The sequence below is a fragment of the Clostridium sp. genome (genome assembly GCF_036660475.1).
In the GTDB taxonomy this organism is placed as follows: domain Bacteria; phylum Bacillota; class Clostridia; order Clostridiales; family Clostridiaceae; genus Clostridium_J.
In genome coordinates this window covers 1-23,191 of sequence record NZ_JAVXAO010000009.1, presented here as the reverse complement: position 1 = coordinate 23,191, position 23,191 = coordinate 1, and the positions used below count along the sequence as shown (strand labels likewise).

Annotated in this window: 20 protein-coding genes; all 20 read left to right on the top strand. The window is 29.8% G+C overall.

What is annotated here, in order from left to right:
- Nucleotides 1-58 precede the first annotated feature (58 nt).
- On the top strand, nt 59-1,225 hold the full coding sequence (gene flgL, locus RSA29_RS12630; protein ID WP_346943561.1) for a flagellar hook-associated protein FlgL: 1,167 nt from the start codon (nt 59-61) through the stop codon (nt 1,223-1,225).
- A gap of 164 nt (nt 1,226-1,389) precedes the next feature.
- A complete protein-coding gene (fliW, locus tag RSA29_RS12625) occupies nt 1,390-1,803 on the top strand; it encodes a flagellar assembly protein FliW (protein WP_346943562.1) in 414 nt (137 codons plus the stop codon).
- 4 nt (nt 1,804-1,807) lie between these two features.
- Nucleotides 1,808-2,029: a carbon storage regulator CsrA gene (gene csrA / locus RSA29_RS12620; protein ID WP_346943563.1), complete on the top strand. Its 222-nt coding sequence runs from the start codon at nt 1,808-1,810 to the stop codon at nt 2,027-2,029.
- Between the two features lie 77 nt (nt 2,030-2,106).
- A complete protein-coding gene (locus RSA29_RS12615; protein ID WP_346943564.1) occupies nt 2,107-2,460 on the top strand; it encodes a flagellar protein FlaG in 354 nt (117 codons plus the stop codon).
- A gap of 18 nt (nt 2,461-2,478) precedes the next feature.
- A complete protein-coding gene (gene fliS, locus RSA29_RS12610) occupies nt 2,479-2,868 on the top strand; it encodes a flagellar export chaperone FliS (protein WP_346943565.1) in 390 nt (129 codons plus the stop codon).
- Between the two features lie 86 nt (nt 2,869-2,954).
- Nucleotides 2,955-4,979 carry a flagellar filament capping protein FliD gene (gene fliD / locus RSA29_RS12605; RefSeq protein WP_346943566.1) on the top strand — a complete coding sequence of 675 codons (2,025 nt, stop codon included), beginning with the start codon at nt 2,955-2,957 and terminating at the stop codon, nt 4,977-4,979.
- Nucleotides 4,980-4,982: 3 nt separating this feature from the next.
- Complete coding sequence (locus RSA29_RS12600; RefSeq protein ID WP_346943567.1) at nt 4,983-5,312, top strand: hypothetical protein; 330 nt, start codon at nt 4,983-4,985, stop codon at nt 5,310-5,312.
- Nucleotides 5,313-5,575: 263 nt separating this feature from the next.
- A complete protein-coding gene (locus RSA29_RS12595; RefSeq protein ID WP_346944434.1) occupies nt 5,576-6,394 on the top strand; it encodes a flagellin in 819 nt (272 codons plus the stop codon).
- Between the two features lie 147 nt (nt 6,395-6,541).
- Nucleotides 6,542-8,764, top strand: coding sequence for a glycosyltransferase family 2 protein (locus RSA29_RS12590; RefSeq protein WP_346943569.1), 2,223 nt, complete (start codon nt 6,542-6,544; stop codon nt 8,762-8,764).
- A gap of 190 nt (nt 8,765-8,954) precedes the next feature.
- On the top strand, nt 8,955-9,773 hold the full coding sequence (locus tag RSA29_RS12585; RefSeq protein ID WP_346944433.1) for a flagellin: 819 nt from the start codon (nt 8,955-8,957) through the stop codon (nt 9,771-9,773).
- Nucleotides 9,774-10,078: 305 nt separating this feature from the next.
- The gene (locus RSA29_RS12580) at nt 10,079-13,825 is read left to right on the top strand and encodes a glycosyltransferase (RefSeq protein ID WP_346943571.1); all 3,747 of its coding nucleotides are present in this window, start codon (nt 10,079-10,081) and stop codon (nt 13,823-13,825) included.
- A complete protein-coding gene (gene rfbF, locus RSA29_RS12575; RefSeq protein WP_346943572.1) occupies nt 13,825-14,595 on the top strand; it encodes a glucose-1-phosphate cytidylyltransferase in 771 nt (256 codons plus the stop codon). The genes RSA29_RS12580 and rfbF overlap by 1 nt, the downstream gene beginning before the upstream one ends.
- Entirely contained in the window at nt 14,577-15,668 is a 1,092-nt protein-coding gene (rfbG, locus tag RSA29_RS12570) for a CDP-glucose 4,6-dehydratase (protein ID WP_346943573.1), read from the top strand. Before rfbF ends, rfbG begins: the two co-directional genes overlap by 19 nt.
- 201 nt (nt 15,669-15,869) lie before the next feature.
- Complete coding sequence (locus tag RSA29_RS12565; protein ID WP_346943574.1) at nt 15,870-16,838, top strand: TylF/MycF/NovP-related O-methyltransferase; 969 nt, start codon at nt 15,870-15,872, stop codon at nt 16,836-16,838.
- A 21-nt stretch (nt 16,839-16,859) separates the two neighbouring features.
- Nucleotides 16,860-17,798, top strand: coding sequence for an NAD-dependent epimerase/dehydratase family protein (locus tag RSA29_RS12560; protein ID WP_346943575.1), 939 nt, complete (start codon nt 16,860-16,862; stop codon nt 17,796-17,798).
- 17 nt (nt 17,799-17,815) lie between these two features.
- Entirely contained in the window at nt 17,816-18,634 is an 819-nt protein-coding gene (locus RSA29_RS12555) for a transketolase (protein WP_346943576.1), read from the top strand.
- Nucleotides 18,635-19,561 carry a transketolase C-terminal domain-containing protein gene (locus RSA29_RS12550; protein WP_346943577.1) on the top strand — a complete coding sequence of 309 codons (927 nt, stop codon included), beginning with the start codon at nt 18,635-18,637 and terminating at the stop codon, nt 19,559-19,561.
- 140 nt (nt 19,562-19,701) lie between these two features.
- Nucleotides 19,702-20,916 carry a methyltransferase domain-containing protein gene (locus tag RSA29_RS12545; RefSeq protein ID WP_346943578.1) on the top strand — a complete coding sequence of 405 codons (1,215 nt, stop codon included), beginning with the start codon at nt 19,702-19,704 and terminating at the stop codon, nt 20,914-20,916.
- A 569-nt stretch (nt 20,917-21,485) separates the two neighbouring features.
- Nucleotides 21,486-21,665 (top strand): YjfB family protein, encoded by a 180-nt coding sequence (locus RSA29_RS12540; protein ID WP_346943579.1) that lies wholly within the window; start codon nt 21,486-21,488, stop codon nt 21,663-21,665.
- A 183-nt stretch (nt 21,666-21,848) separates the two neighbouring features.
- Nucleotides 21,849-23,135 carry a M20/M25/M40 family metallo-hydrolase gene (locus RSA29_RS12535; RefSeq protein ID WP_346943580.1) on the top strand — a complete coding sequence of 429 codons (1,287 nt, stop codon included), beginning with the start codon at nt 21,849-21,851 and terminating at the stop codon, nt 23,133-23,135.
- The last annotated feature ends 56 nt before the right edge of the window (nt 23,136-23,191 follow it).

The following is a 23,191-nucleotide window of genomic DNA, read 5'->3' as shown; positions in this document are numbered from 1 at the left end:
TAACAGTTTTAATAATATTTTAAAATGAAATAAAAAGTTTAATATAGAGGTGATATTAGTGAGGATAACTCATGGAGTAATGGTAACTGGATTTTTAGGCGATATGAATACAAACCTAAATAATATGAGCAAGTTGCAAAAACAATTAGACACAGGGAAAATATTTTCAAAACCTTCAGATGATCCTTTTAGAGTAGCTCGTTCTATGCAAATGTACACTGAGGTAAATGCTAATAAGCAATATAACAAAAACATAGATGATGCTACAAATTGGATGGATACAACAGATACAGCGTTAAGTCAAGGTACAAGCTGTCTTCAAAGAATAAGAGAACTTATGGTATCAGCAGGAAATGCAGCCTATGGAAGCAACGAACTTACTGCAATTAAGGATGAGATAAATGAAAAGGTTGCAGAGTTTGGACAGATTTTAAATACAAGCTTCGATGGAAAGTACATATTTGGTGGGAAAGATGGAGCTTCAAAGCCTGTGAAGGTTGAAGAAATTAAAATGACTTCTGGAAATTTAGATGTTGGAATTAGTAATGCAGATAAATACAAAGGCCAAACACCGGGAACTATTAAGGTTGAGAATCTAGATAAAATAAACAGTACAGTGAAAATTAATGGTGTAGACAAAGTATTGGATGGAAATAAAATTACTGTAGATGGGGTAGATTTAGATTTTTCAAAAGTTGCAGACGGTAGTAGTTTTGATATTTCTGTATCTTCTAAGAAAAATTCAATATCTGTTAGTGGTAGCGAAGCAAATATAGATCAATCCTTAAAAATAGAAATTTCATCAGGCGTAACGGTGGATTACAATGTTAATGCTTTAGAGGTGCTAAATTTTAAAACTAAGGATAAAGATGGTAATGTCGTAAATATAGATGTTTCAAAAGTACTTGATGATATTATTAACAATTTAAGTAGCGTTGATAGTAAAGATAAGGTTGTTGGAGAAAATCTTGGACAGATTGATCAAATTATTAATAATATGCTTAGTCTGAACTCGAAGGTTGGAGCTATGCAAAATAGAATGGAAAGTGCTAAGGATTTAAATGTGGCACAGAATGAGAATCTTACAGAGATATTATCTGCTAATGAAGATATTGACTTTGTAGAAAAGAGTATGGAGATGGGTGTTGCACAGACTGTATATATGGCAGCACTACAAACTAGTGCAAAGATTCTTCAACCATCAATATTGGACTTTTTAAGATAACTGACACTCGAAATCTATGATTTTGTTAGTGAAAGTTACTCATTCGAATGAATATGAGAAGGAGTTTCAAATTTGATTTAACTTAGGGTGGATTAGGCATTATATTCAACAATAAGTTAAATCAAATATTAAAATTATGAGAGGAACAAGATGGAGGTGATACCATGACGTTAGACATAGGCCATAGTGATTTTCATGAGAAAATAATCACTTTTAATCGTGGGATTCCGGGTTTTGAAGATTTAAAAGAATTCAAGCTTACAAATGTAGAGGCAGATAGCCCTTTTAAGTTACTTAAATCTACGGACAATGAAAGTGTAGGATTTGTAACAGTAATGCCCTTTGATTTCAAGGTGGATTATGAGATTGAATTGCCAGAAGGTGTTATAAAAGAACTTAAGATAGATAGTGAAGAGGATGTATTAATTTTAAATACGGTTACTCTTCATAGTAATGTGAAAAAGATTACTACGAATTTAAAAGCTCCTATAATAATAAATTTAAAAAACAACCAGGGGTATCAAATGATTTTGGATAGGGAAAACTATAGCATTAAACATCCCTTAATTAAGGAGTGATAGTATGCTAGTTGTAACAAGAAAACAAGGTCAAAGTATTAGAATTGGTGATGATATAGAAATAACAATAGCGAAATTAGATGATGGATCTGTAAAAATTGCTATTGATGCACCACGCGAAATAAAGATTTTAAGAAGTGAATTATATAAAGAAGTTGGGGAAGCCAATAAAGAGGCTGCTACAATCGATATGGATTTATTAGCAGTTTTAAAAGGTAAAAAGTAGGGGCGTTTAAAGTTGCATAATTCAGGGAAGAAGAAATGTAATTAAAAAATTTGAATAATATATTTGGGGGAATAATCATGGAGATTAATGGAACAAATGTTGTAAAAGCCATGGAAGGTACAAGAGCGGTTCGTGAGGTGCAAAATATAGGTGTAGATATTAGAAATATAAGTAAGGACTCATCAAATGGTAAAAATGAGAATTACACTAAGGAAGATGTGAATAAGGCAGTTGATAAGCTTAACAAGGTCATAGAGGATGAAGGAGTCTACGCGGAGTACTCTGTTCATGATAAGTTTAATCAAATAATGATAAAAATAATTGATAAAGATACTAAGGAAGTAGTGTTAGAATTACCATCGAAGAAAATTATTGATATGGTGGCGAAAATGTGTGAAATGGTTGGAGTATTAATAGATAAGAAGGCTTAAAACTAGGAGGAAAATAAAATGTATAATGCAGGTGCTAACGCCTATAATGCTTATAAAAATAATAGTATAAATTATGCTTCAAAGGAGCAATTGTTAATAATGTTATTGGATGGGGCAGTGAAATTTGCTAAAAGGGGTAAATTAGCAATAGAAGAGAGAGATATTAAAGGTGCTCATGAAAGTATAACTAGGACCCAGGATATATTTACGGAACTTAGAATAACCATTGATACTAATGCGGGTGATTGGGCAAAGCAGATGTTTAATGTGTATGGCTTTATAAATGAGAAACTTTTTCAAGCGAACATTAAAAAGGATGCAAAGATTATGGACGAGGTTATTCCGCTTATTGAGGAAGTTAGAGAAATATGGAATGAAGCATACGAAGTTTCTAAAAAGAGAAAATAAGTTTCATATAAACATTAACAACATAATTAGTGTTTGAAAGAATTTTGAGTATGAAAACACTGTAGATTAAGAAGGAGGAAGAAAAAATGAGAATTACAGGAATGGCCACTGGGCTTGATGTAGACCAGATTGTTAAGGATACTATGAGACCACATAGGATAAAGATTCAACAGCAGCAACAACAGAAGGAAATTCTTGAAATTAAACAAAAGCTGTATAGAGAAGTTATTAGTTCATCTAGAGATTTCTATAATAAATATTTTGATGTTACTAAGAGTGATAGTATACTTCTAAGTAAGAATTGGCAAGGGGTTTCATTTGAATCATCTAATGCAGGTGCGGTAACAGTGACTGGAAGTAGTGATGCAAAAGCAGGTAAGTACACAGTTACAGGTACTTCAGCCACAGCAGCGAAGGCAACAGTAACTGAATTAGGGACTGAAGTGGTTGTCAATGGAGAAAAGTTTACTTTGAAAAATGGTGCTACAGAAAGAGAAAAAGCTAAAGATTTAAATGAGCAGTTAAAAGCAAAAGGGATAAACGTAACAGTTAGATATAGTGATTTAGCTGGCGGTGAAACTGGTGGAAATAAGAGTGGATTTGTTTTTGAATCTACAGTGTTGGGTAAAGATGGTACATTCACGATTGGAGGAACTACAACACCGATTGGTACAGGTACTCTAGGCAAAGATGCAACGGCAGGTACTGTGACTTTAGATGTTGGAAAGACTGGAAAGGAATTAGAGGATTATTTAAAGGGAATTAAAATTAATGGTGAACTTATCGGATTAGAATTTCCTGAAGCTGCAACAGATGAAGATAGAATAAAAATATTAAATGAAAAGCTAAGTAGCAAAAATCTAAAAGCAGTTTATGAAGGTGGAAAATTAAAGATAGATAATACTGTTTTAGGTGAACTTGCTGTCGATAAAATACCTAAAATTGAAGCAGGAGGAATAGAGATACCATTTAAGAATGGAGAAAATGCTACTAAATCAGAAGTGCTTATAGTTAAAGGTAATCTTAATGGGAAGTTTATTATTGATGGAAATGCTGTGAATATAAATTTGCCGACGGGTACAGACAAAGAACAACAGGATTACTTAAATAACCTATTTAAAAATAATAATATAGGAGTTACAGCTGAAGTGGTTGGTGGTAATATAAAATTAACATCAGCAGATGCAGGAGTGAATAGTAAATTTGATGTTAAAAAGGTTGAAGCAGAAGGAACGACAGTTACAGGTGGTACTAATGCCAATATTATAATAAAAGATGATAAAGGTGGAGTTTATACTCATAAAGGAAATTCAAACACTGTTACATTAGATGGTATAACATTTACAATTAATGGAGAAATACCAAAAGATGGTGTAAATATAACAGGTAAAAATCAAGTATCAGGAATTAAAGATATGATTGTTGGATTTGTTAATGATTACAACAAAATGATGGAGAGGCTAAACTCATTAACAATGACTAAAAATGATAAGAGCTTTAAGCCGCTAACAGATGAACAGAAAAAAGAGATGTCAGAGACAGAAATTAAGATATGGAATGAGAAGGTTGAAAAGGGACAATTAAATAGAGATTCTGATGTTACTAGGATAGCTAATAGTATGAAATCTGCAATGAGAGGTTTAGTTGAAGGTGGTAATCTAGAGAAAATTGGGATTGCGCCTGTAAAAGATTATCAGGGAACTAAAAACGGAACATTTACTATTGATGAAAGTAAATTAACGGAGGCATTAGAAAAGGATCTTGCGGGTGTAATGAATCAGTTTATTTCTATGCCAGACAGTTCAATTACAGATGAAACAAGCAAATATAATGAAACTGGTATTGCCCAAAGATTAAAAAAGATTTTATATGATGAAACAGTTACTGTATCAGCAGGATTAATCAAGAAAGCTGGTGTTGAAGGCACATCTTCAGCAGGGATTAATGAGTTAACTAAAAAAATGGAGACATATGATAGAAAAATGAAGGATATGGAGAAAGATTTCAAAAGAAGAGAGCAAGCACTATACTCTAAGTATGCGGTCTTAGAAACTATGATGAATAAGCTTAACTCTCAACAAAGTTACCTTATGTCTCAGTTAGGACAATAAAATATGGAATTAAGAGATATTTTATTAGAATATAAGGAAGCTACACTTAATTTTATTTGTGAGATCAATAATGATGGGGACGGGGCTAGTTACTTAGATAAGAGGGAAAAGTTAATAGATCGACTCAAGGAAATGAGTTTTGATAAAAAGGAATTAATAGCTATTTCAGATGAGTTAAATTTAATGGAAATAGAAAAAAGAGCCTTCGCCATATTAAAAATTGAGAAGGATAAAGTCAAGGAAGAAATCCGAAGTTTAAAAAAGAAAAAGATAGCTAACAATAGTTATGGAAATAAGTTTGGGAATGTTAGTTTTTTTAGTAAGGAGATATAAAATTATATAGAGGAATATGATAAAAATATATAATATAAGAAATATTTTAGATATTTATAGAAAATTATATGATTTTCTATAAATAATTACTCTTAAAGTGTAAAGTTATTAATAAATGATTCGAATAAATAAGTATAGTCTAAAAACTAAATAATGATTATCTAAGAAACATTAATAGTTAAATCTTTTCTTCAGAATAAATGAAGAAAGTTTAAAATAATATTAGGACAAGGATGTCCGTCAAAATCAAGGAGGAATATATTATGATTATCAACCACAATATGAATGCAATGAACGCACACAGAAACATGGGAATCAATACTAATGCAGCAGGAAAATCTATGGAGAAATTATCTTCAGGTTTAAGAATTAACAGAGCTGGAGATGACGCTGCAGGTCTTTCAATATCTGAAAAAATGAGAGGTCAAATCAAAGGATTAGATCAAGCTTCAAGAAACTCTCAAGATGGTATTTCTATGATACAAACAGCAGAGGGTGCATTAAATGAAACTCACAACATTCTTCAAAGAATGAGAGAGTTAACAGTACAAGCATCTAATGGTACAAATGTATCAGATGATAGAACTGCTATACAATCAGAATTAACTGCTTTAACAGAGGAAATTGATAGAATATCTACTCAAACAGAATTCAATACACAAGCGATGTTCTCTAGTGCAACTACTGGAGTTACTTTCCAAGTAGGTGCTAACTGTGGACAACAGATATCAGTTACATTCTGTAATATGGGATCAGCATCATTGGGAATAACAGCAGCATCTGTGGTGGTAACTTCATCATCAACTGCAACTGCAGCTATTAGTACAGTAAATGCTGCAATATCAAAAGTTTCTGCAGAGAGATCAAAATTAGGAGCAGTACAAAATAGATTAGAACATACAATAGCTAACTTGAACAATGCTTCAGAAAACTTAACAGCAGCAGAATCAAGAATAAGAGATGTTGATATGGCGAAAGAGATGATGTCATTCTCTAAAAACAACATTCTTAACCAAGCTGCACAAGCAATGCTTTCTCAAGCTAATCAACAACCACAAGGGGTTCTTCAGTTATTAAGATAATATATAACTGAAATTTTAAAAGTAGTATTATGATGAATATATTCATAATACTACTTTTTCATTTAGCCTTAAGTATATTGCAATATTCGAAAAATGTTAATATAATTTGAACTTAAGGAGTTAATATATACAAGGGAGGTAGTTACTATGTTATTGAGTATAGCTATGATAGTTAAAAATGAAGAGAAGAATATTGGGAAGTGTTTAGAGGCTTTAAAGGGTTTGAAAGATAAACTGGATTATGAGGTTATAGTAGTGGATACTGGTAGTGAGGATAAAACTATTAATATAGCTATGGATTACACTGAAAAAGTTTATGAACATAAATGGGAAAATAATTTTGCGGAAATGAGAAATAGAAGCATTAAATATTGTAAGGGAGATTGGATTTTAGTATTAGATGCAGATGAGGTTTTGGAAGACGTAAAGTATTTAATAGAGTTTTTTAATACTGGTAATTACAAAGGTTATAACTCGGCAACTATAAAGTTTAAAAATATGTTATCTGAAAATAAAAATGACTACTTGATGGGGACTTTGGTTAGGTTATTTAAAAATGTAGATGGGTTTTGCTATGAAGGAAGAGTTCATGAACAACCTAAAATAACACAACCAGTAGCGCTAACTAATATAATGCTTACACATTATGGCTATTCGACAACTTCATTCAATCTTATGAAATATAAGTATGAAAGAAATTTAAAATTGTTATTAAAGGATTTAGAGGATGGAAAAGAACCTATATATACTTATTTTCAATTAGCGCAAACCTATGGCATGGCAAATAAAAACGAAAAAGCTTTTGAAAATATAACTTTAGCTTATAATTTAGTGAAAAAAGAAGATCATAAAGAACGATATTTGTATGTATATCATTTTTTAGCAATGACGTTGGTTTCAAAAGGTAATAATGAGAAAGCTATAGAGGTGGCTAAGGAAGCTATAAAATATAGTAACGAACATTTGGATTTTTACTATATTTTATTAAAATCGTATATCGCTTTAAGTAAGTATGATGAAGCTAGTACATATATTAGTAAATATTTTAAATTATATACCAAGTTAGAGAATGGATATATACCAGAAGATATATCTGTTAATAACAACTCTTATTGTAAAAAAGATGAAGTAATAAAAGATAAAATAACGGTTGACTTTAAATTGGGAAAATTGTTTGAAATTGAAGAATACTATAATAAATTAAGTGGATTATCAGATAAAAATAGTTTAAGTGAAGTTTACATATATTCGTTAATTAAAAGAGAGAAGTATTCAAAGGTTTTTGAATTTTACAAAACTACAGAATTTGAAGATAAAGACATTGATAGTATTATTTCGATTGTGGAAAGAATAGGGTTTGAAGAATTAGACAAGCAAATACTTGATATATATACTAAGTTATTGGGCCTAAACAATAATTTGGATTTTTATATTAATTTTAAATATAAAGGAATCAAAAACAATGATTATAACGTAAAGTATGATGGATTTGCTAAATATAAGGGGGAAATTTTCAAAATAGCTGTAACAGATAGTAATAGTGTATTACAATATCTGGAGAAGTTTGAAAGTCGGGACCAATATAATTATATTAATTATATGGCTAAAGAGTATGATTGTTTAAATGTTTTATACGATTATAGTAAAGAAAATCTACTTTCAAGCAATATCAATGTTTTAATGTTACTAGTAAAAGTTGAAGATATGCTTTTAAGAAGCAATTCGATAGAGGAAAATAAGTATAAGGCTTTAGTAAATAGATCATACATAAATAAATTTTTATACATTAAGCGAATATATAAAGAAGAAGTTTTGGAAGATGAAAATTATAACAAAATTCTGAAAAGAGATGAAGTATTATGGATACAATTGAAAAAAAATCTTAAAGAATACACAGTTAATAAATTAGTTTATGTGAAAGGTTTAAGAAAAATTTTGAGAGAATACCCTGAATATAAGAGATTAATAGAATTATACATAAAAGAAATGGATGATAAAGAAATTACTATTGAAATGAAAGAAGAAAAGCTAAATATATTACAGGAAGTTCAAGGGCTTGTTGATGCGAATATGGTAGGGGAAGCTAAAAGTGTACTTAAGGAGATAGATAAGATATTTTTATTTGATGGTGATATAAAAAATGCTTTAGGTGTTGTAGAATTTTTTAATGGAGAAATTGATGATTCATTAATTAATATTGGGCTATCAGTTGAGTTGAGTATAGATAAATTTGAATCACTATATAATTTAGCGCAAGTTTTTGAAAATATTCAAAGAAATGATGAGAAAGATTATTACTATAAAAAAGCTTTAGAAGTTTGTAGTGATATTAATATAGTAGCTGAAATAAAAGGAATAATAGGGGAATAGATTACAAAAATTATTTACAATAGTATAAAGTTCCATTAAAGTGTTCCGATTAATTATATATAAGATATAAAGCATATACCCATTGATCTTAAAAACTAAACTTGTTAAATTTCTTCTTTATAATTTATGAAGAAGGTTTAAAATAATATTTAGGACAAGGATGTCCGTCAAAATCAAGGAGGAATATATTATGATTATCAACCACAATATGAATGCAATGAACGCACACAGAAACATGGGAATCAATACTAATGCAGCAGGAAAATCTATGGAGAAATTATCTTCAGGTTTAAGAATTAACAGAGCTGGAGATGACGCTGCAGGTCTTTCAATATCTGAAAAAATGAGAGGTCAAATCAAAGGATTAGATCAAGCTTCAAGAAACTCTCAAGATGGTATTTCTATGATACAAACAGCAGAGGGTGCATTAAATGAAACTCACAACATTCTTCAAAGAATGAGAGAGTTAACAGTACAAGCATCTAATGGTACAAATGTATCAGATGATAGAACTGCTATACAATCAGAGTTAACTGCTTTAACAGAAGAAATTGATAGAATATCTACTCAAACAGAATTCAACACACAAGCGATGTTCGCTAGTGCAAGTACTGGAGTTACTTTCCAAGTAGGAGCTAACTGTGGACAACAGATATCAGTTACATTCTCTAATATGGGAGCTACTGCATTAGGAGTAACAACAACAGCAGTTTCAGTAGGTACAGTAGCTAATGCTACAGCAGCTATTTGTACAGTAAATGATGCAATATCAAAAGTTTCTGCTGAGAGATCTAAGTTAGGAGCTGTACAGAATAGATTAGAGCATACAATAGCTAACTTAAACAATGCTTCAGAAAACTTAACAGCAGCAGAATCAAGAATAAGAGATGTTGATATGGCGAAAGAGATGATGTCATTCTCTAAAAACAACATTCTTAACCAAGCTGCACAAGCAATGCTTTCTCAAGCTAATCAACAACCACAAGGGGTTCTTCAGTTATTAAGATAATATATAATTAAAATTTTAAAAGTAGTATTATGACGATTAGGTTCATAGTACTACTTTTTTTATACAGAATATTACTAGTTTGGTGAGTTGCTATGAAAAAACTTTTAGAGATAAGTAGATTGAGGTGGATAAGTTTATTTATAAAATATAAAATTGATAGCATAGGCTTGAGGTTTAGTTTAGTGGTGAAATGTCGAATCTGTGAAATATGTGTAAAGTTTTAAACGGAAATCACGATAATAGAATTGTAACGATATAAATTATCGTAATAAATTACTTAGAATCTAAAATAAGGGGAAACTTATATGAATAATGAAGAAATAAAGGGAATAATTCAAAATTACATAGAAGAAGGAAAGTTACAAGAAGCAGAAGAGACAATTTTACAATATAAAAATATTATTGGATCTGACGATGAAGTAGCAAGCATGGAAGCAATTGTTGAAATATACAAGGGAAATTATAGTGGAGCTTTAGAATGCATTAGAGAAGGATTAAAGAGCAACATCTTTAATGGTGATTTATACTTCACCATGGGGAATTTATATGAAATGCATAATCAGTATGATAGAGCATTTCTGTGCTATGAACAAGCACTATATAATACTGGACATGAAAACAATAGAGATGTTATTTTAGCCGCAAAAAAAAAGTTGGAAACTAGCTTTGATATTAATGTTAATAAATGTTCTATAGTTATTTTAACATACAATAATCTAGATTATACAAAAGTTTGTATGGATAGTATTAAAAAGTATACTAGTGGTGAAGAGTGCGAAATTATAATAGTAGATAACAAGTCAACAGATGGAACCGCTGAATGGATAAAAGAACAGCAAGGAATAAAATACATATTAAATGAAGAAAATAAAGGATTTCCAGCAGGTTGCAATCAAGGTATAGAACTTGCAGAAAATAACAATGATATTTTTCTTTTAAATAATGATACAGTAATAATGCCAAATTCTATATTTAACTTAAGAATGGGATTGTATTCTGATGAAAAAATTGGAGCTACAGGTGCTGTAAGTAATAGTGTATCTTATTATCAACAAATTAGCGAAACTTATGATGACTTTGATGGATATATGGATTTTGCTTTGAAAAATAATATAGCTGATGAAAATTCTTATGAACAAAGACTAAAGTTAGTTGGGTTTGCTATGTTAATTAAGAGGAATGTATTAGATAAAGTAGGATTATTAGATGAAAGATTTACACCAGGAAATTTTGAGGATGATGATATTAGCCTTAGAATTGTAATGGAAGGATATAAGTTATTGCTTTGTAAAGATACCTATATTCATCATTTTGGTAGTGTTAGTTTTTCGAAGGATGCAAGTAAATATAATAAATTAATAGCAACTAATTCTAAGAAGTTTGAAGAAAAATGGGGATTTAGAAGTGAAGAAGTATTAAATTTAAGATATGATCTTTTAGCTAAAATAGATGTAAGTATGTTAAATAAGCATATGGAAATTAATGTTTTAGACATAGGCTGTGGAATAGGGGCTACACTAACTAAGATAAAAGAGGTTATTCCACATGCTAATATTTATGGGGTGGAAAATAATAAAGAAACTTTAAGCATTATGAATAAATTAAATATATTAACAAATATTCAAAATTCAGATGATATAAATTTTGGTGATTTAGTGTTTGATATAATAATAGTTTCAAAAAAAGATATGAGGAATTGTATTAATATATTGAGTAATAATATAAGTGTTAATTCACAGATTATTACTCAAAATGAAGTTGATAATCAGGAAAATATACAATTTACAGGCGAGAGATTAGTAATTAATGATTTTGTGCGTGAAAATTATAGCGATGTTATGTTGGAACATTTAAATAGATACAACCTAGCAAGTGAATATGTTAAAGATAGAATAGTAATAGATGCAGCCTCAGGGAGTGGATATGGGTCAATGATTTTGTCGAAGGCAGGAGCTAGGAGCGTAAGGGGTTTTGATATTTCAGAAGAGGCAGTAGATAGCGCAAAGCACAATTACAGAGAGTATAAAAATGTAAAATTTGAAGTTGGAGATGTAACAAGACTAAATGTGCCTGATAGTAGTGCAGATGTATTTGTATCATTTGAGACAATAGAGCATATTGAGTGTGGAGATGATTTGATAAGTGAAGCAAATAGAATATTAGCAGATGAGGGGATATTTATTGTATCTACTCCTAATAGAAATGCGACAAATCCAGGGTTATTATCTGGGGAAAAACCGCAAAACATATATCATTCTTTTGAATATTCACCGCTTGAATTTATTGGAAAGTTATCGTCGAAGTTTGATATAGTTAAATTGTATGGGCAGACTGTAAATGAAAATATAGAAATTATTAAAAATAAATATATTAGACAAATCTTTGGGAAAGAAGAAATTGATTATTCTAGACTGAATAATATAAAGGATTATGAGTGTAAAAGGATAGAGGAATTTAAAGATTTTGAGCCGATGTATTTAATTGCAGTTTGCAGGAAAAAAAAAGAAAGTTATGTCTTGAAAAATGATAAATTTACTGAGAAAAATAAATTGAAAGATTATCATGACAGAGAAGAAAGTGATATATCAAATGGGTGTGTGAAATTTTACAAGTTGTCAGAAAACTCAAGTTTAGGGGAAGGGTTTAATATAAATAATATTGATGCTGTATCAATAGGAAATAATGTAACGATAAAAGATGGATGTTGGCTTAATGATTGTATGCCAAATAAAAATAAAAAAGCTAAAATAATAATCAATGATGGGTGTAGTATTGGGAGTCGATTTTCAATATCAGTTTCGAATGAATGTGTCATTGGGCGGAATGTAATCATTGGACCTAATGTATATATAGCAGACTGTGAACATAATTATAAAAATATAGGAATACCAATTATGAATCAAGGTATTACATCTGTAACCAATAGTGTTAATATAGGTGAAAATTCTTGGGTAGGAATTAATGCAACTATAGTTGGAAATGTTAATATAGGAAAAGGATGTGTAGTAGGAGCGAATAGTTATGTGACAAAAGATATACCAGACTATTCGGTGGTTGGGGGAAGTCCAGCAAAAATACTAAAAATCTATGATACAGATACTCAAGAGTGGATTAGGGTTAAGAATCAAAATGAAGTTGATAGAGTATTAAAAAACAGAGCCGAACAACCATTGATATCTATATGTATACCAACATTTAATAGAGCAAAGGAATTAGACAAGTGCTTACATTCTATATATAGCCAGATAGGGAATGACAGTCTGTTTGAAATTTTCATTTCTAATAATGATTCTCAAGACAATACTGATGAAGTGGTTAGAAAATATCAAGGGTTATACAATAATATAACTTATAATAAAAATAAAAATAATATTGGAGCAGATAAAAATGTTGCATTAGTCATTGAAAAATCTAAAGGTAAATATATTATGTTACATGGTGATGACGATTATTTTAAAGATAATACTATATATCAACTAATGAATATTATAAACACTAATACTAAACAGTCATTATTTTTTCTGAATGTAATAAGTTGCGATAATAAAATAGAGGCATTTAGTGGGATTAATGAATTTTTAAGGGAGACTTCAATTAATTCTGGGTTTATTTCTTCTATAATAATAAAAAGAGAAGATTACAAAGTTGTTGAAGAACCATTTAAATTTATAGATAGCTGTTTTAATCAAATATATTTACAATACAAGATATTGATGAGTTCTCCTGAGTTCATTGTTATAAAAAGTTCTATTTTTTATTATGAAGGAAATAAGCCAGCGGGATATAATTTTGGAAGAGTTTTTATAAAAAATTATTTAGATATTTTGAATTATTTTAAGGAATATGGGTTGTGTGAAGAAAATATAAAAAATGATAAGCAAAAGATATTACAAACGACAATATTGCCATGGTATAAGAATATAATTGAAAATAAAATTGATATTGATATGGATGGATTTGAAGAATATTTCAAGGAATATTATATAGGTGAAACTTATTTTGAGGAGATTTATGAATTAATACAGAATATAGGAAAAGCAGGTGAAAACTAATGAAGGTTGTCATTCTTTGTGGTGGTAAGGGTACACGTATGCGAGAAGAAACAGAGTATAGACCTAAACCCCTTGTTAGTATAGGAGGAAAACCTATAATATGGCATATAATGAAAATATATTCAAGCTATGGGATAAATGATTTCATATTATGTGTTGGATATAAAGGTGATATGATAAAGCAGTATTTTATGGATATGTATTGGAGAAATAATGACTTTACATTAAAGATAAATGGTAGTAAAGAAATAAATTATCATACAAGCGAAGAGGAAAATTGGAATGTTACAATTGTGGATACAGGAATTGAAACTATGACAAGTGGAAGATTAAAGCAAGTAGAAAAATATATAGATGAAGATGAATTTTTGTTTACTTATGGTGATGGATTGAGCGATATTGATATTAATAAGCTTATAGAATTTCATAGAAAAAAGGGGAGAATGTCAACATTGACAGGGGTACATCCAATCTCTCCATTTGGACTAATGGAAGTTGAAGATGGTATAGTTAAGTCATTTAAAGAGAAGCCAATACTAAAAGATATGGTTAATGGCGGATTTATGGTTTTAAATAAAAACATATTCAAATATTTACCAAGTGAAGATTGTTTTTTTGAACAATCACCATTGATAAATATGGCAAAAGATGGACAACTTGCGGTATATGAACATAAAGGATTTTGGACAGCTATAGATACATTTAAAGATGTTGAAGTAGTGAATAAAATGTGGGGAAATGGAGAATGTGAATGGAAAGTATGGGAGTAGATATATTTAATGGTTTTTATAAAAATAAAACCATATTGATTACTGGGCATACTGGATTTAAGGGGTCTTGGTTATCTATATGGCTGAATGAATTAGGAGCAAAGGTTATCGGATATGGATTAGATCCATATACAAGCAAGGATAATTTTATGGCTGTGGGATTAAGTGAAAAAGTGGTAGATATAAGAGGTGATATAAGGGATGAAGAAAGACTTTATGAAGTTTTTCAAACATATAAGCCAGAAATAGTTTTTCATTTAGCGGCACAACCACTTGTAAGATTAGCTTATGAAAGACCTAAGGAAACTTATGAGACAAATGTAATAGGTACATTGAATGTATTGGAATGTATAAGGAAAACAAGGTCAGTTAAGGTAGGCGTAATGATAACAACTGATAAGTGCTATGAAAATAAAGAGCAAATTTGGGGCTACAGGGAAAATGATCCAATGGGGGGGCATGATCCATATAGTTCAAGTAAAGGTTGTTGTGAACTCTTAATTTCTTCATATAGAAATTCATATATGGATCCCAAAATATACGGAAGTCATGTTAAGTCAATTGCATCAGCAAGAGCAGGAAATGTTATAGGTGGGGGAGATTGGTCAAAGGATCGATTAGTGCCAGATTGTATAAGAAATTTAATTGGACATAAGGAAATTCAAATAAGAAATATGGAATCAGTTAGGCCGTGGCAACATGTATTAGAGCCGTTAAGTGGATATTTAAGTCTTGCTTTAAAAATGTATGAAAATGGTGTCGATTATTGCAGTGGTTGGAATTTTGGCCCAGATAATAATTCAACAGTTAAAGTTTCTAAAATCTGTGAACTAATAGTTGACTATTGGGGAAGCGGTAAATGGGTGAATGCACATAATAATGACATTTTTCACGAAGCGAATTTATTAAGTTTAGATTGCACTAAGGCGAAAAGTAACTTGGGATGGAAGCCGAAGTTAAGTGTAGAAAAAAGTGTTGAGTTAACAATTGAATGGTATAAAAACTACATAATTAAAAATAAAAATATGTATGAGTTGTGTGTAGAACAGATATTTTTATATTGTGGTATTTAGAAGGATTTATTAGTTTGTTTATCCAAATAATAATGATGAAGGTTACGAGTCAGTGAAATAGTGTATAGTTAAAATTCATAATTAAACTTATGCTTATAAGGTGTAAAACTTAGTGAAAAGTTAGTTTTATTGGAATCAAAGATTATATAAATTTTTTAAAAGTAGCAAATAGGAATGTGTGTTAGAAAGGTGGGCAAAGTAATGGAAAATATTATTGTATATGGAGTTGGAGCTGCATTTAGAAATTACTTAAATGAAAATAGTGATAAAAGAAAAAATATTTTATTTGCAGTAGATAGTTATTTCGATAAAGATAATATATATGGAATTAAAGTATATAGAAAAGAATATTTAAAGGAATTTTTAAGTGATGAAAAAAATACAGATTTTAAAATCATAATATTTGCAATGTCATCTAAAGTTGTTAATGAGATAAGTGAAGAATTAACTAATATGGGATTAAGGTACAAGGATGATTTTGATGAATATAGCGTACTTATTAAAGATGAAATTAAAAATAAACTTAGTAAATATGATGTATGTTTAGAGGAAAAAGATTATTTGTTTACAAAAAGTATTTTAAAAAATTTAAGAATAGATAATCAATCAGCGGTAATAGGATCGTGGATAATGATGTCTATAATTAAAAAGACTAAAAATATAGAGGGTAGTATAATTGAATTAGGTGCATATAAATGTGGACTTTCATATTTTATAACATTATATAAAACTATTAATGAGGATTATAGAAAGTATTACATTGTTGACTCTTTTGAGGGGTTTAAAGATTATATATCTCAACATGACCCAATGTTCTTGAAAAGCATGTTTAAAGATGTGATTTTTGAAGAAGTAGTCGATTTATTTAAAGATTTTAAAGATGTTAATATAAAAAAGGGGTTTATACCTAATGTTTTTAAAGACATAGATGAAAATAGGTTTTCTTTTATATATTATGATTGTGATACTTATGAATCATGCAAGGTATCTTTAAATTATTTTTATCCCAAATTATGTAGTGGAGGATTTTTTCTTATACATGATTATTCAGCTAAAGAAGAGGGCGCTACAGGGGTAAAAAAAGCAGTAGATGAATTTTTAGTAGATAACAGTAATATTGCGGTTATACATTTACCAGAAACAACACATATAATAATGATGAACATATAAGATTTAGAGGGTGATATTTAGATGGAAATATTGGTTACAGGCGCAGCCGGGTTTGTTGGGGCGTGTTTGGTGGAAAATTTAATTAGTGAAAACTACAATGTAAGTATTATAGTTAGGCAAACTTCAGATCTTTGGAGATTGAGCAAGGTTATAAAAAAAGTGAAAATTTACTATTGTGATATGAAAAACAAGAGTGAATTAAAGAAAATAGCAGAAATTATTAAACCAAAATATATATTTCATTTAGCTACATATGGTGCATACTATTTTCAAGAAGATGATAATTTGATAGTAGAAACAAATATAATAGGAACAAAAAACTTAGTGGAAGCTTTAACAGAAGTAGATTATAAATCTTTTGTAAATGTTGGAAGTTCGTCTGAATACGGTGTTAAAAGCGACAAAATGAAAGAAGTAGATTTTTTGGAACCTATTAATATGTATGGTGTTTCGAAAGCTGCTGCAACTATGTATTGTAATATGATTAATAAAACACAAAATAAACCAATAGGAACAGTTAGATTATTTTCAGTTTATGGTGAATATGAAGATAAAAGTAGGCTCATACCAAGCGTAATATTATCATGTTTGAAAAATAAAAATCCTAAATTGGCAAATGGGATAGCGGTTAGAGACTTTATTTATATAAAGGATGTTATAGAATTTTTGAAAATTGTAGCATTTAAAGGAAATATAGGTGGTAAAGTGTACAATTTGGGAAGTGCTAGACAGTATTCTGTTGAAGAGGTAGTTAAAATAATAATAGAGGAATCAAAAACAGAAGTAAAACCTATATGGGGTGAACTAAATGGTAGAAAATCTGACACCCTAAATTGGGAGGCAGATATGAGTTTAGTAAAAAAAGAATTTAATTGGATACCAAAATACAATGTAAATAGTGGAATTAGAGAGAGTATAAAGTGGTATCGTAAAAATATGAACTTATATGAAGATATTTAGGAGGTGAGTATAAAATTATGGTTCAGAATGAAATAAACAAATTGGCAGTAATATCCAAAGTAATAAGAAAAGATATAATTAATATGTCATACAAAGCTAATAGCTCCCATGTAGGTTCATCATTGTCAATAGTTGATATATTAACAATACTATATTTTAAAATATTAAATATTAGCAAGGATAATTATAAAGATAGAAATAGAGATAAGCTAATACTAAGTAAAGGACATGCATCAATGGGATTATATTCTGTTTTAGCTAGAAGTGGATTAATAGATGAAGAGATATTAGATACATATTATATGGATGGATCGCCTTTAAGTGGTCACCCTAAGAAAAATGCTTTGCCAGGAATTGAGGTTTCTACAGGGTCATTAGGCCATGGGTTAGCTATGGGGTGTGGGTTAGCATTAAGTGATAAAAATGATAATAAAGAATGTAAGACAGTTGTGATAATGGGAGATGGGGAGTGCAATGAAGGGAGTATTTGGGAAGCCGCAATATTCGCTACAACAAATAAATTAAATAATTTAATTGTTATCATAGACAATAATAATTTACAAGGATTAGGAAGGGTAGATGAGGTTGCTTCATTATATCCTTTGGGAGAAAAATGGAAAGCGTTTAATTGGAATGTGAAAGAAATAAATGGACATGATTTAAATGAGATATACATAGCGTTAAAAGATGCGTACAAAGTAGAAAATAAGCCAATCGTAATAATAGCACATACGGTAAAAGGAAAAGGTGTTTCTTTTATGGAAGATAGAATGGAATGGCATTACAAGTCTCCAAATGGAATACAGTATAAAACAGCAATGGAGGAGTTAGTTTAAATGAGGTCGACATTTATAAATAAGCTTACAGAAATGGCTAGGGATGATAAAGAGATTTATCTAATAACGGGTGACTTGGGATTTTCTGTATTTGAAAATTTTCAAGAGGAATTTCCCGAAAGATTCATCAATGTAGGAATAGCAGAATCAACTATGATAGGAATTGCGGCAGGATTAGCACTTAATGGGAAAAAGGTCTATTGTTACTCAATAATCCCATTTTTAACAATGAGGTGTTTTGAGCAAATAAGAGTGGATTTATGTTATCAAAATTTGAATGTAAATCTTGTAGGTGTAGGTGGGGGATTAAGTTATGGTCCTCAAGGAGCTACACATCATTCTATAGAAGATATTTCAATAATGAGATCGTTACCAAATATGAAGGTCATATGCCCGGGAGATCCATTTGAAACAGAGTGTGCGGTTGAACAGGTACTTAGGATAGAAGGACCTACATTTATTAGGTTAAATAAAAATAATGAGCCCATATTGCATAAGAATAAAAACATAGAATTTAAGATAGGAAAAGCAATTGAGATATTTGAAGGAAATGAAATTTCAATAATAACTACTGGTAATATGTTAGAACAATCTATAAAAATTGCTGAAAAGCTAAAAAAGGATAACTATAGTGTTAAGTTAATAAGTATGCATACTATAAAGCCAATTGATAGAGACATTATAAAAGAATGTATAGAAAAAACAAATTATATTTTTATAATAGAGGAACATAGCATAATAGGTGGACTAGCATCTGCTATATCAGAAGTGATAACAGAAAATATAAGTAAGCCAATAGTATTCAAATCATTTGGTATACCAGATACATATGCGAATACATCAGGGAGTAGGGAGTATTTTAGAAAACAATATAATATAGATGAAGATAGCATATATAATTATGTAATTAAAGCTTTAAGTAATTAAATTCATTGATAACTTTTAAGTATGTATAGGGCTCCAAAGATGCGATTTAAACATTCAAATATGTTTGGAAAAATAAGGGTAGAAGGTTGGTTTTGAATGTATAGTTATTTAGTATATTAAAGCAAGAAGGATTGATTGATATGGATAAAATTAATGTAATTAAGAGAAATACATGTAGAATATGTAAGAATGAAAAATTAAGAAAATGGCTTACACTCAAACAGATGCCATTAACAGACAATATGGATATCAATAAGATAGGTAATGAGGTTTTGTATGATATAAATATAAATGTTTGTGAAAATTGTTTGGTTTCACAAACATCGCTCGATATAGCTTGCAATGAATATTACAATGATTATAATTATAGTGTAAATAGCAGTGAAACAGCTAATAGATTCATGCATAAATTATGTGATAAATTGTGGGAAAATTATAATTTAACAAGTCAGAGTAAAATATTGGAGATTGGTTCAAGTGATGGTAGTCAATTAAACTATTTTAAAATTAAAGGGGCGAAGGTTTTAGGGGTTGAACCATCCCTGGAATTATGTAATATAAGCCGTAGCAGGGGGGTTTCCGTTTACCATGGTTTATTTGATAATAGTGCAGCTGAAAGTATTTTGAAGGAATTTAATAAGGTTGATTTAGTAATACTTGAATACACTTTTGATCATTTACCGGATCCAATGGATGCATTAAATATTATAAGTAAGATTTTGAATGATGATGGACTAATTGTGTTAGAGGTTCACAATTTGGATTTAATACTAAAGAGAAAGGAATATTGCTTATTTGAACATGAGCATACAGTTTATTTATCAGAAGAAACTATTAAAGTCATTTTAGAAAATGTAGGTTTTGAAGTTGTTGATTTTAATTTATTAAAGGAAAATGAGAAAAGAGCAAATTCATTATTAGTTGTAGCCAAATTAAAAAATAAAAAAAATGAAGTAATAAAATCAAGAAAAAAAATAACGAAAAATTTTAATGAATATGAAAAATTTTCCGAAGACCTAAGTTTAAGTTTGAATAAAATTGACAGGTTTATAAGCGATAATGTTAATAGGGGTAAAAAAATAGCAGGATTTGGGGCGGGAGGCCGAGGCGTAATGACATTAGCCGCTATTCCAAATGGAAATAAATTATTATTTATTTGTGATAATAATACAATGATGCAGGGATTATATACGCCGAAAACTCATATACAAATAGTGGACCCATGTTACTTAAAAGAAAATCAAGTTGATATATTAATAGTTTTTAGTTTTGGATACATTGATGAGATTAAAAAACAAATTGAAACTATAATTAATAAAGATACTGAAATAGTAAATTTTTTAGATTTATTATAAATTTAAAACAATAACAAACTTAATATGACTTTTATATTGTATAAACGTAAGCATTAAAGAATCGCCGCTATTAATGGCTAATTGTTTTTACTAAAATTGAAATATCAATTAAAGTAGCAAAGGAAGGTACCGCTCATTTCTATGTCCTGTAGATATTCTTTAATACTAACTCACATATATAAAATTAAATTTATGTTTGTTATTTTAAATTCTACAGATTTGTGTGTTTTTATGTCCTTAGGGAATGTAGCCGTAATACATCTAGGGAAATTGCTGGTTTCTACTAATATATATTTTAAACTTAAGCTTTAATTTTAAAAAATGCAAAAAAATTTATAATCTTATTTTAGCAAGGTTAGACTCAAGGGGTTTTTATATTAAAACTATTATGAAAAAAATCCGTAAACAAATAAATTAAAATGTACCCTATAATGTGGATGTGTTAAGAAAAGGGCAACCTTTAAAATGGACACTAACTGAGATGTTAATAGATGGAGAATCAATTGAGAAGATTAAGAAATATTCAAAATTAAATGAAGAAGAAATAGAAATAGAAGGGGTTGACATATATGGATATAGGAAGAATGTCAATGAGCATGAATCAAGGAGCGTTAGCTACTGCAGTTCAGTTATCACTTATTAAACTTCAGATGAACACAGGGAAAGAAATGGCAGTAGGAATGAAAGAGATGATGGATACTATGGCTGTTGATACAACAAAGGGTGTAAATTTAGATAAAATAGTTTAAATGTGAAAAATTGGTTATTTAATAGGCAGACAAGATGAATAAAATCTTATCTGTCTATTTCAATATTAAAACAATTTACTTTATGGTAAAATATATATAATAAAGTTGAAAAGGATGGGTAGATAGTAGAACACATTTGATAACTTATCCTTAATAATAAATTAGATTAGGAGATGTGGGGATATGAAAATTAGTGGGAAAAGAGAAGTTGAGCTTTTAAAGAAAATAGGATTTGTAAGGACAAGCGGTTCAAAGGAAGAGGTTATGGCAGCTAATATTTTAGCGGATGAAATTAGAAGTATGGGACTTGAGGCAGAGCTTGAAGCTTTTAAAGTTCCGCATTATGTGATTAAAACAGCTAAACTAGAAGTGTTGGAGCCATATAAAGCGGAATATACAGTTAAGGGCTATGGTATGTCAGGGAGCACATTAGAAGAGGGGATGGAATGTGAACTTTTATACATAGAGCAAGCTGAAAAAGCTTATCTTGCTGATGTGAAGGATAAAATAGTTTTAGTGAATAAGATGAATTATGAGGTTTATGAAAATATTACTAAAGCGGGAGTTAAGGGATTTATAGCTTTTAGTGGAACTGCAGTAGATGAAGAAGATAAAACAGATTTAGATGAGAGAATGTTAAGACCAAGGCATTTGCAGTTTGGGAAGATTCTAGGGCTTACTTTAAGAGTTAAGGATGCTATTGAATTAGTCAGTAGAAAGGCTACAAAAATTAGATTTACATTAGTACAAGATGAAGGAGAAACGGATTCTTATAATGTTATGACAACTATAAAGGGAACTGAGTATCCAAAGGAAGAGATACATTTTGTAGCTCATTATGACAGCGTACCGTTTAGTACAGGTGTTTATGATAATGGGGTAGGAACCGTTGCTATTATGGAAATATTGAGAAAGTTCATAGAGGACAAGCCAAAGAGAACAGTTAAATTTCTATGGTTTGGATCTGAAGAAAGAGGTCTCTTAGGAAGTAAATTTTATGTTAAAGAGCATGAAAAGGAACTTGAAAATGTTGGGTTAGCAATAAATGTTGATATGGGTGGTCCAGTATTAGGAACAAATCATGCAATGGTGACAGCTGATAAAGGGCTTTGTTATATGACGGAATATTTGGCTAAAGAAGTCGGGTTTCCAATGGAAGTAAAACAGGATGTATACTCAAGTGATTCTACACCATATGCAGATTCTAAAGTTCCATCAATAAGTTTTGCTAGATTCGGGGCAACTGGGGCGGCGTTTTATCACAGTAGACATGATGTAATGGAGTTTATGGCAGAAGAAGAAATAGAAAAATTAACAGGTTTTGTAGGTCTATTTGCTGAGAAGATAGTTAATTCTATGATATTCCCAGTTCCTAGAGAAATACCTAAGGACGTAGTTGAAAAAATAGACAAGTATTATGGTAGAGATAAAGACAAAGATAAAGAAAAAACAAAGGAAAATAATAAATAGTACTAAAATGGTACCTATAGACCGGACACATATAAAAAAAGTGTCTAGTTTATAGG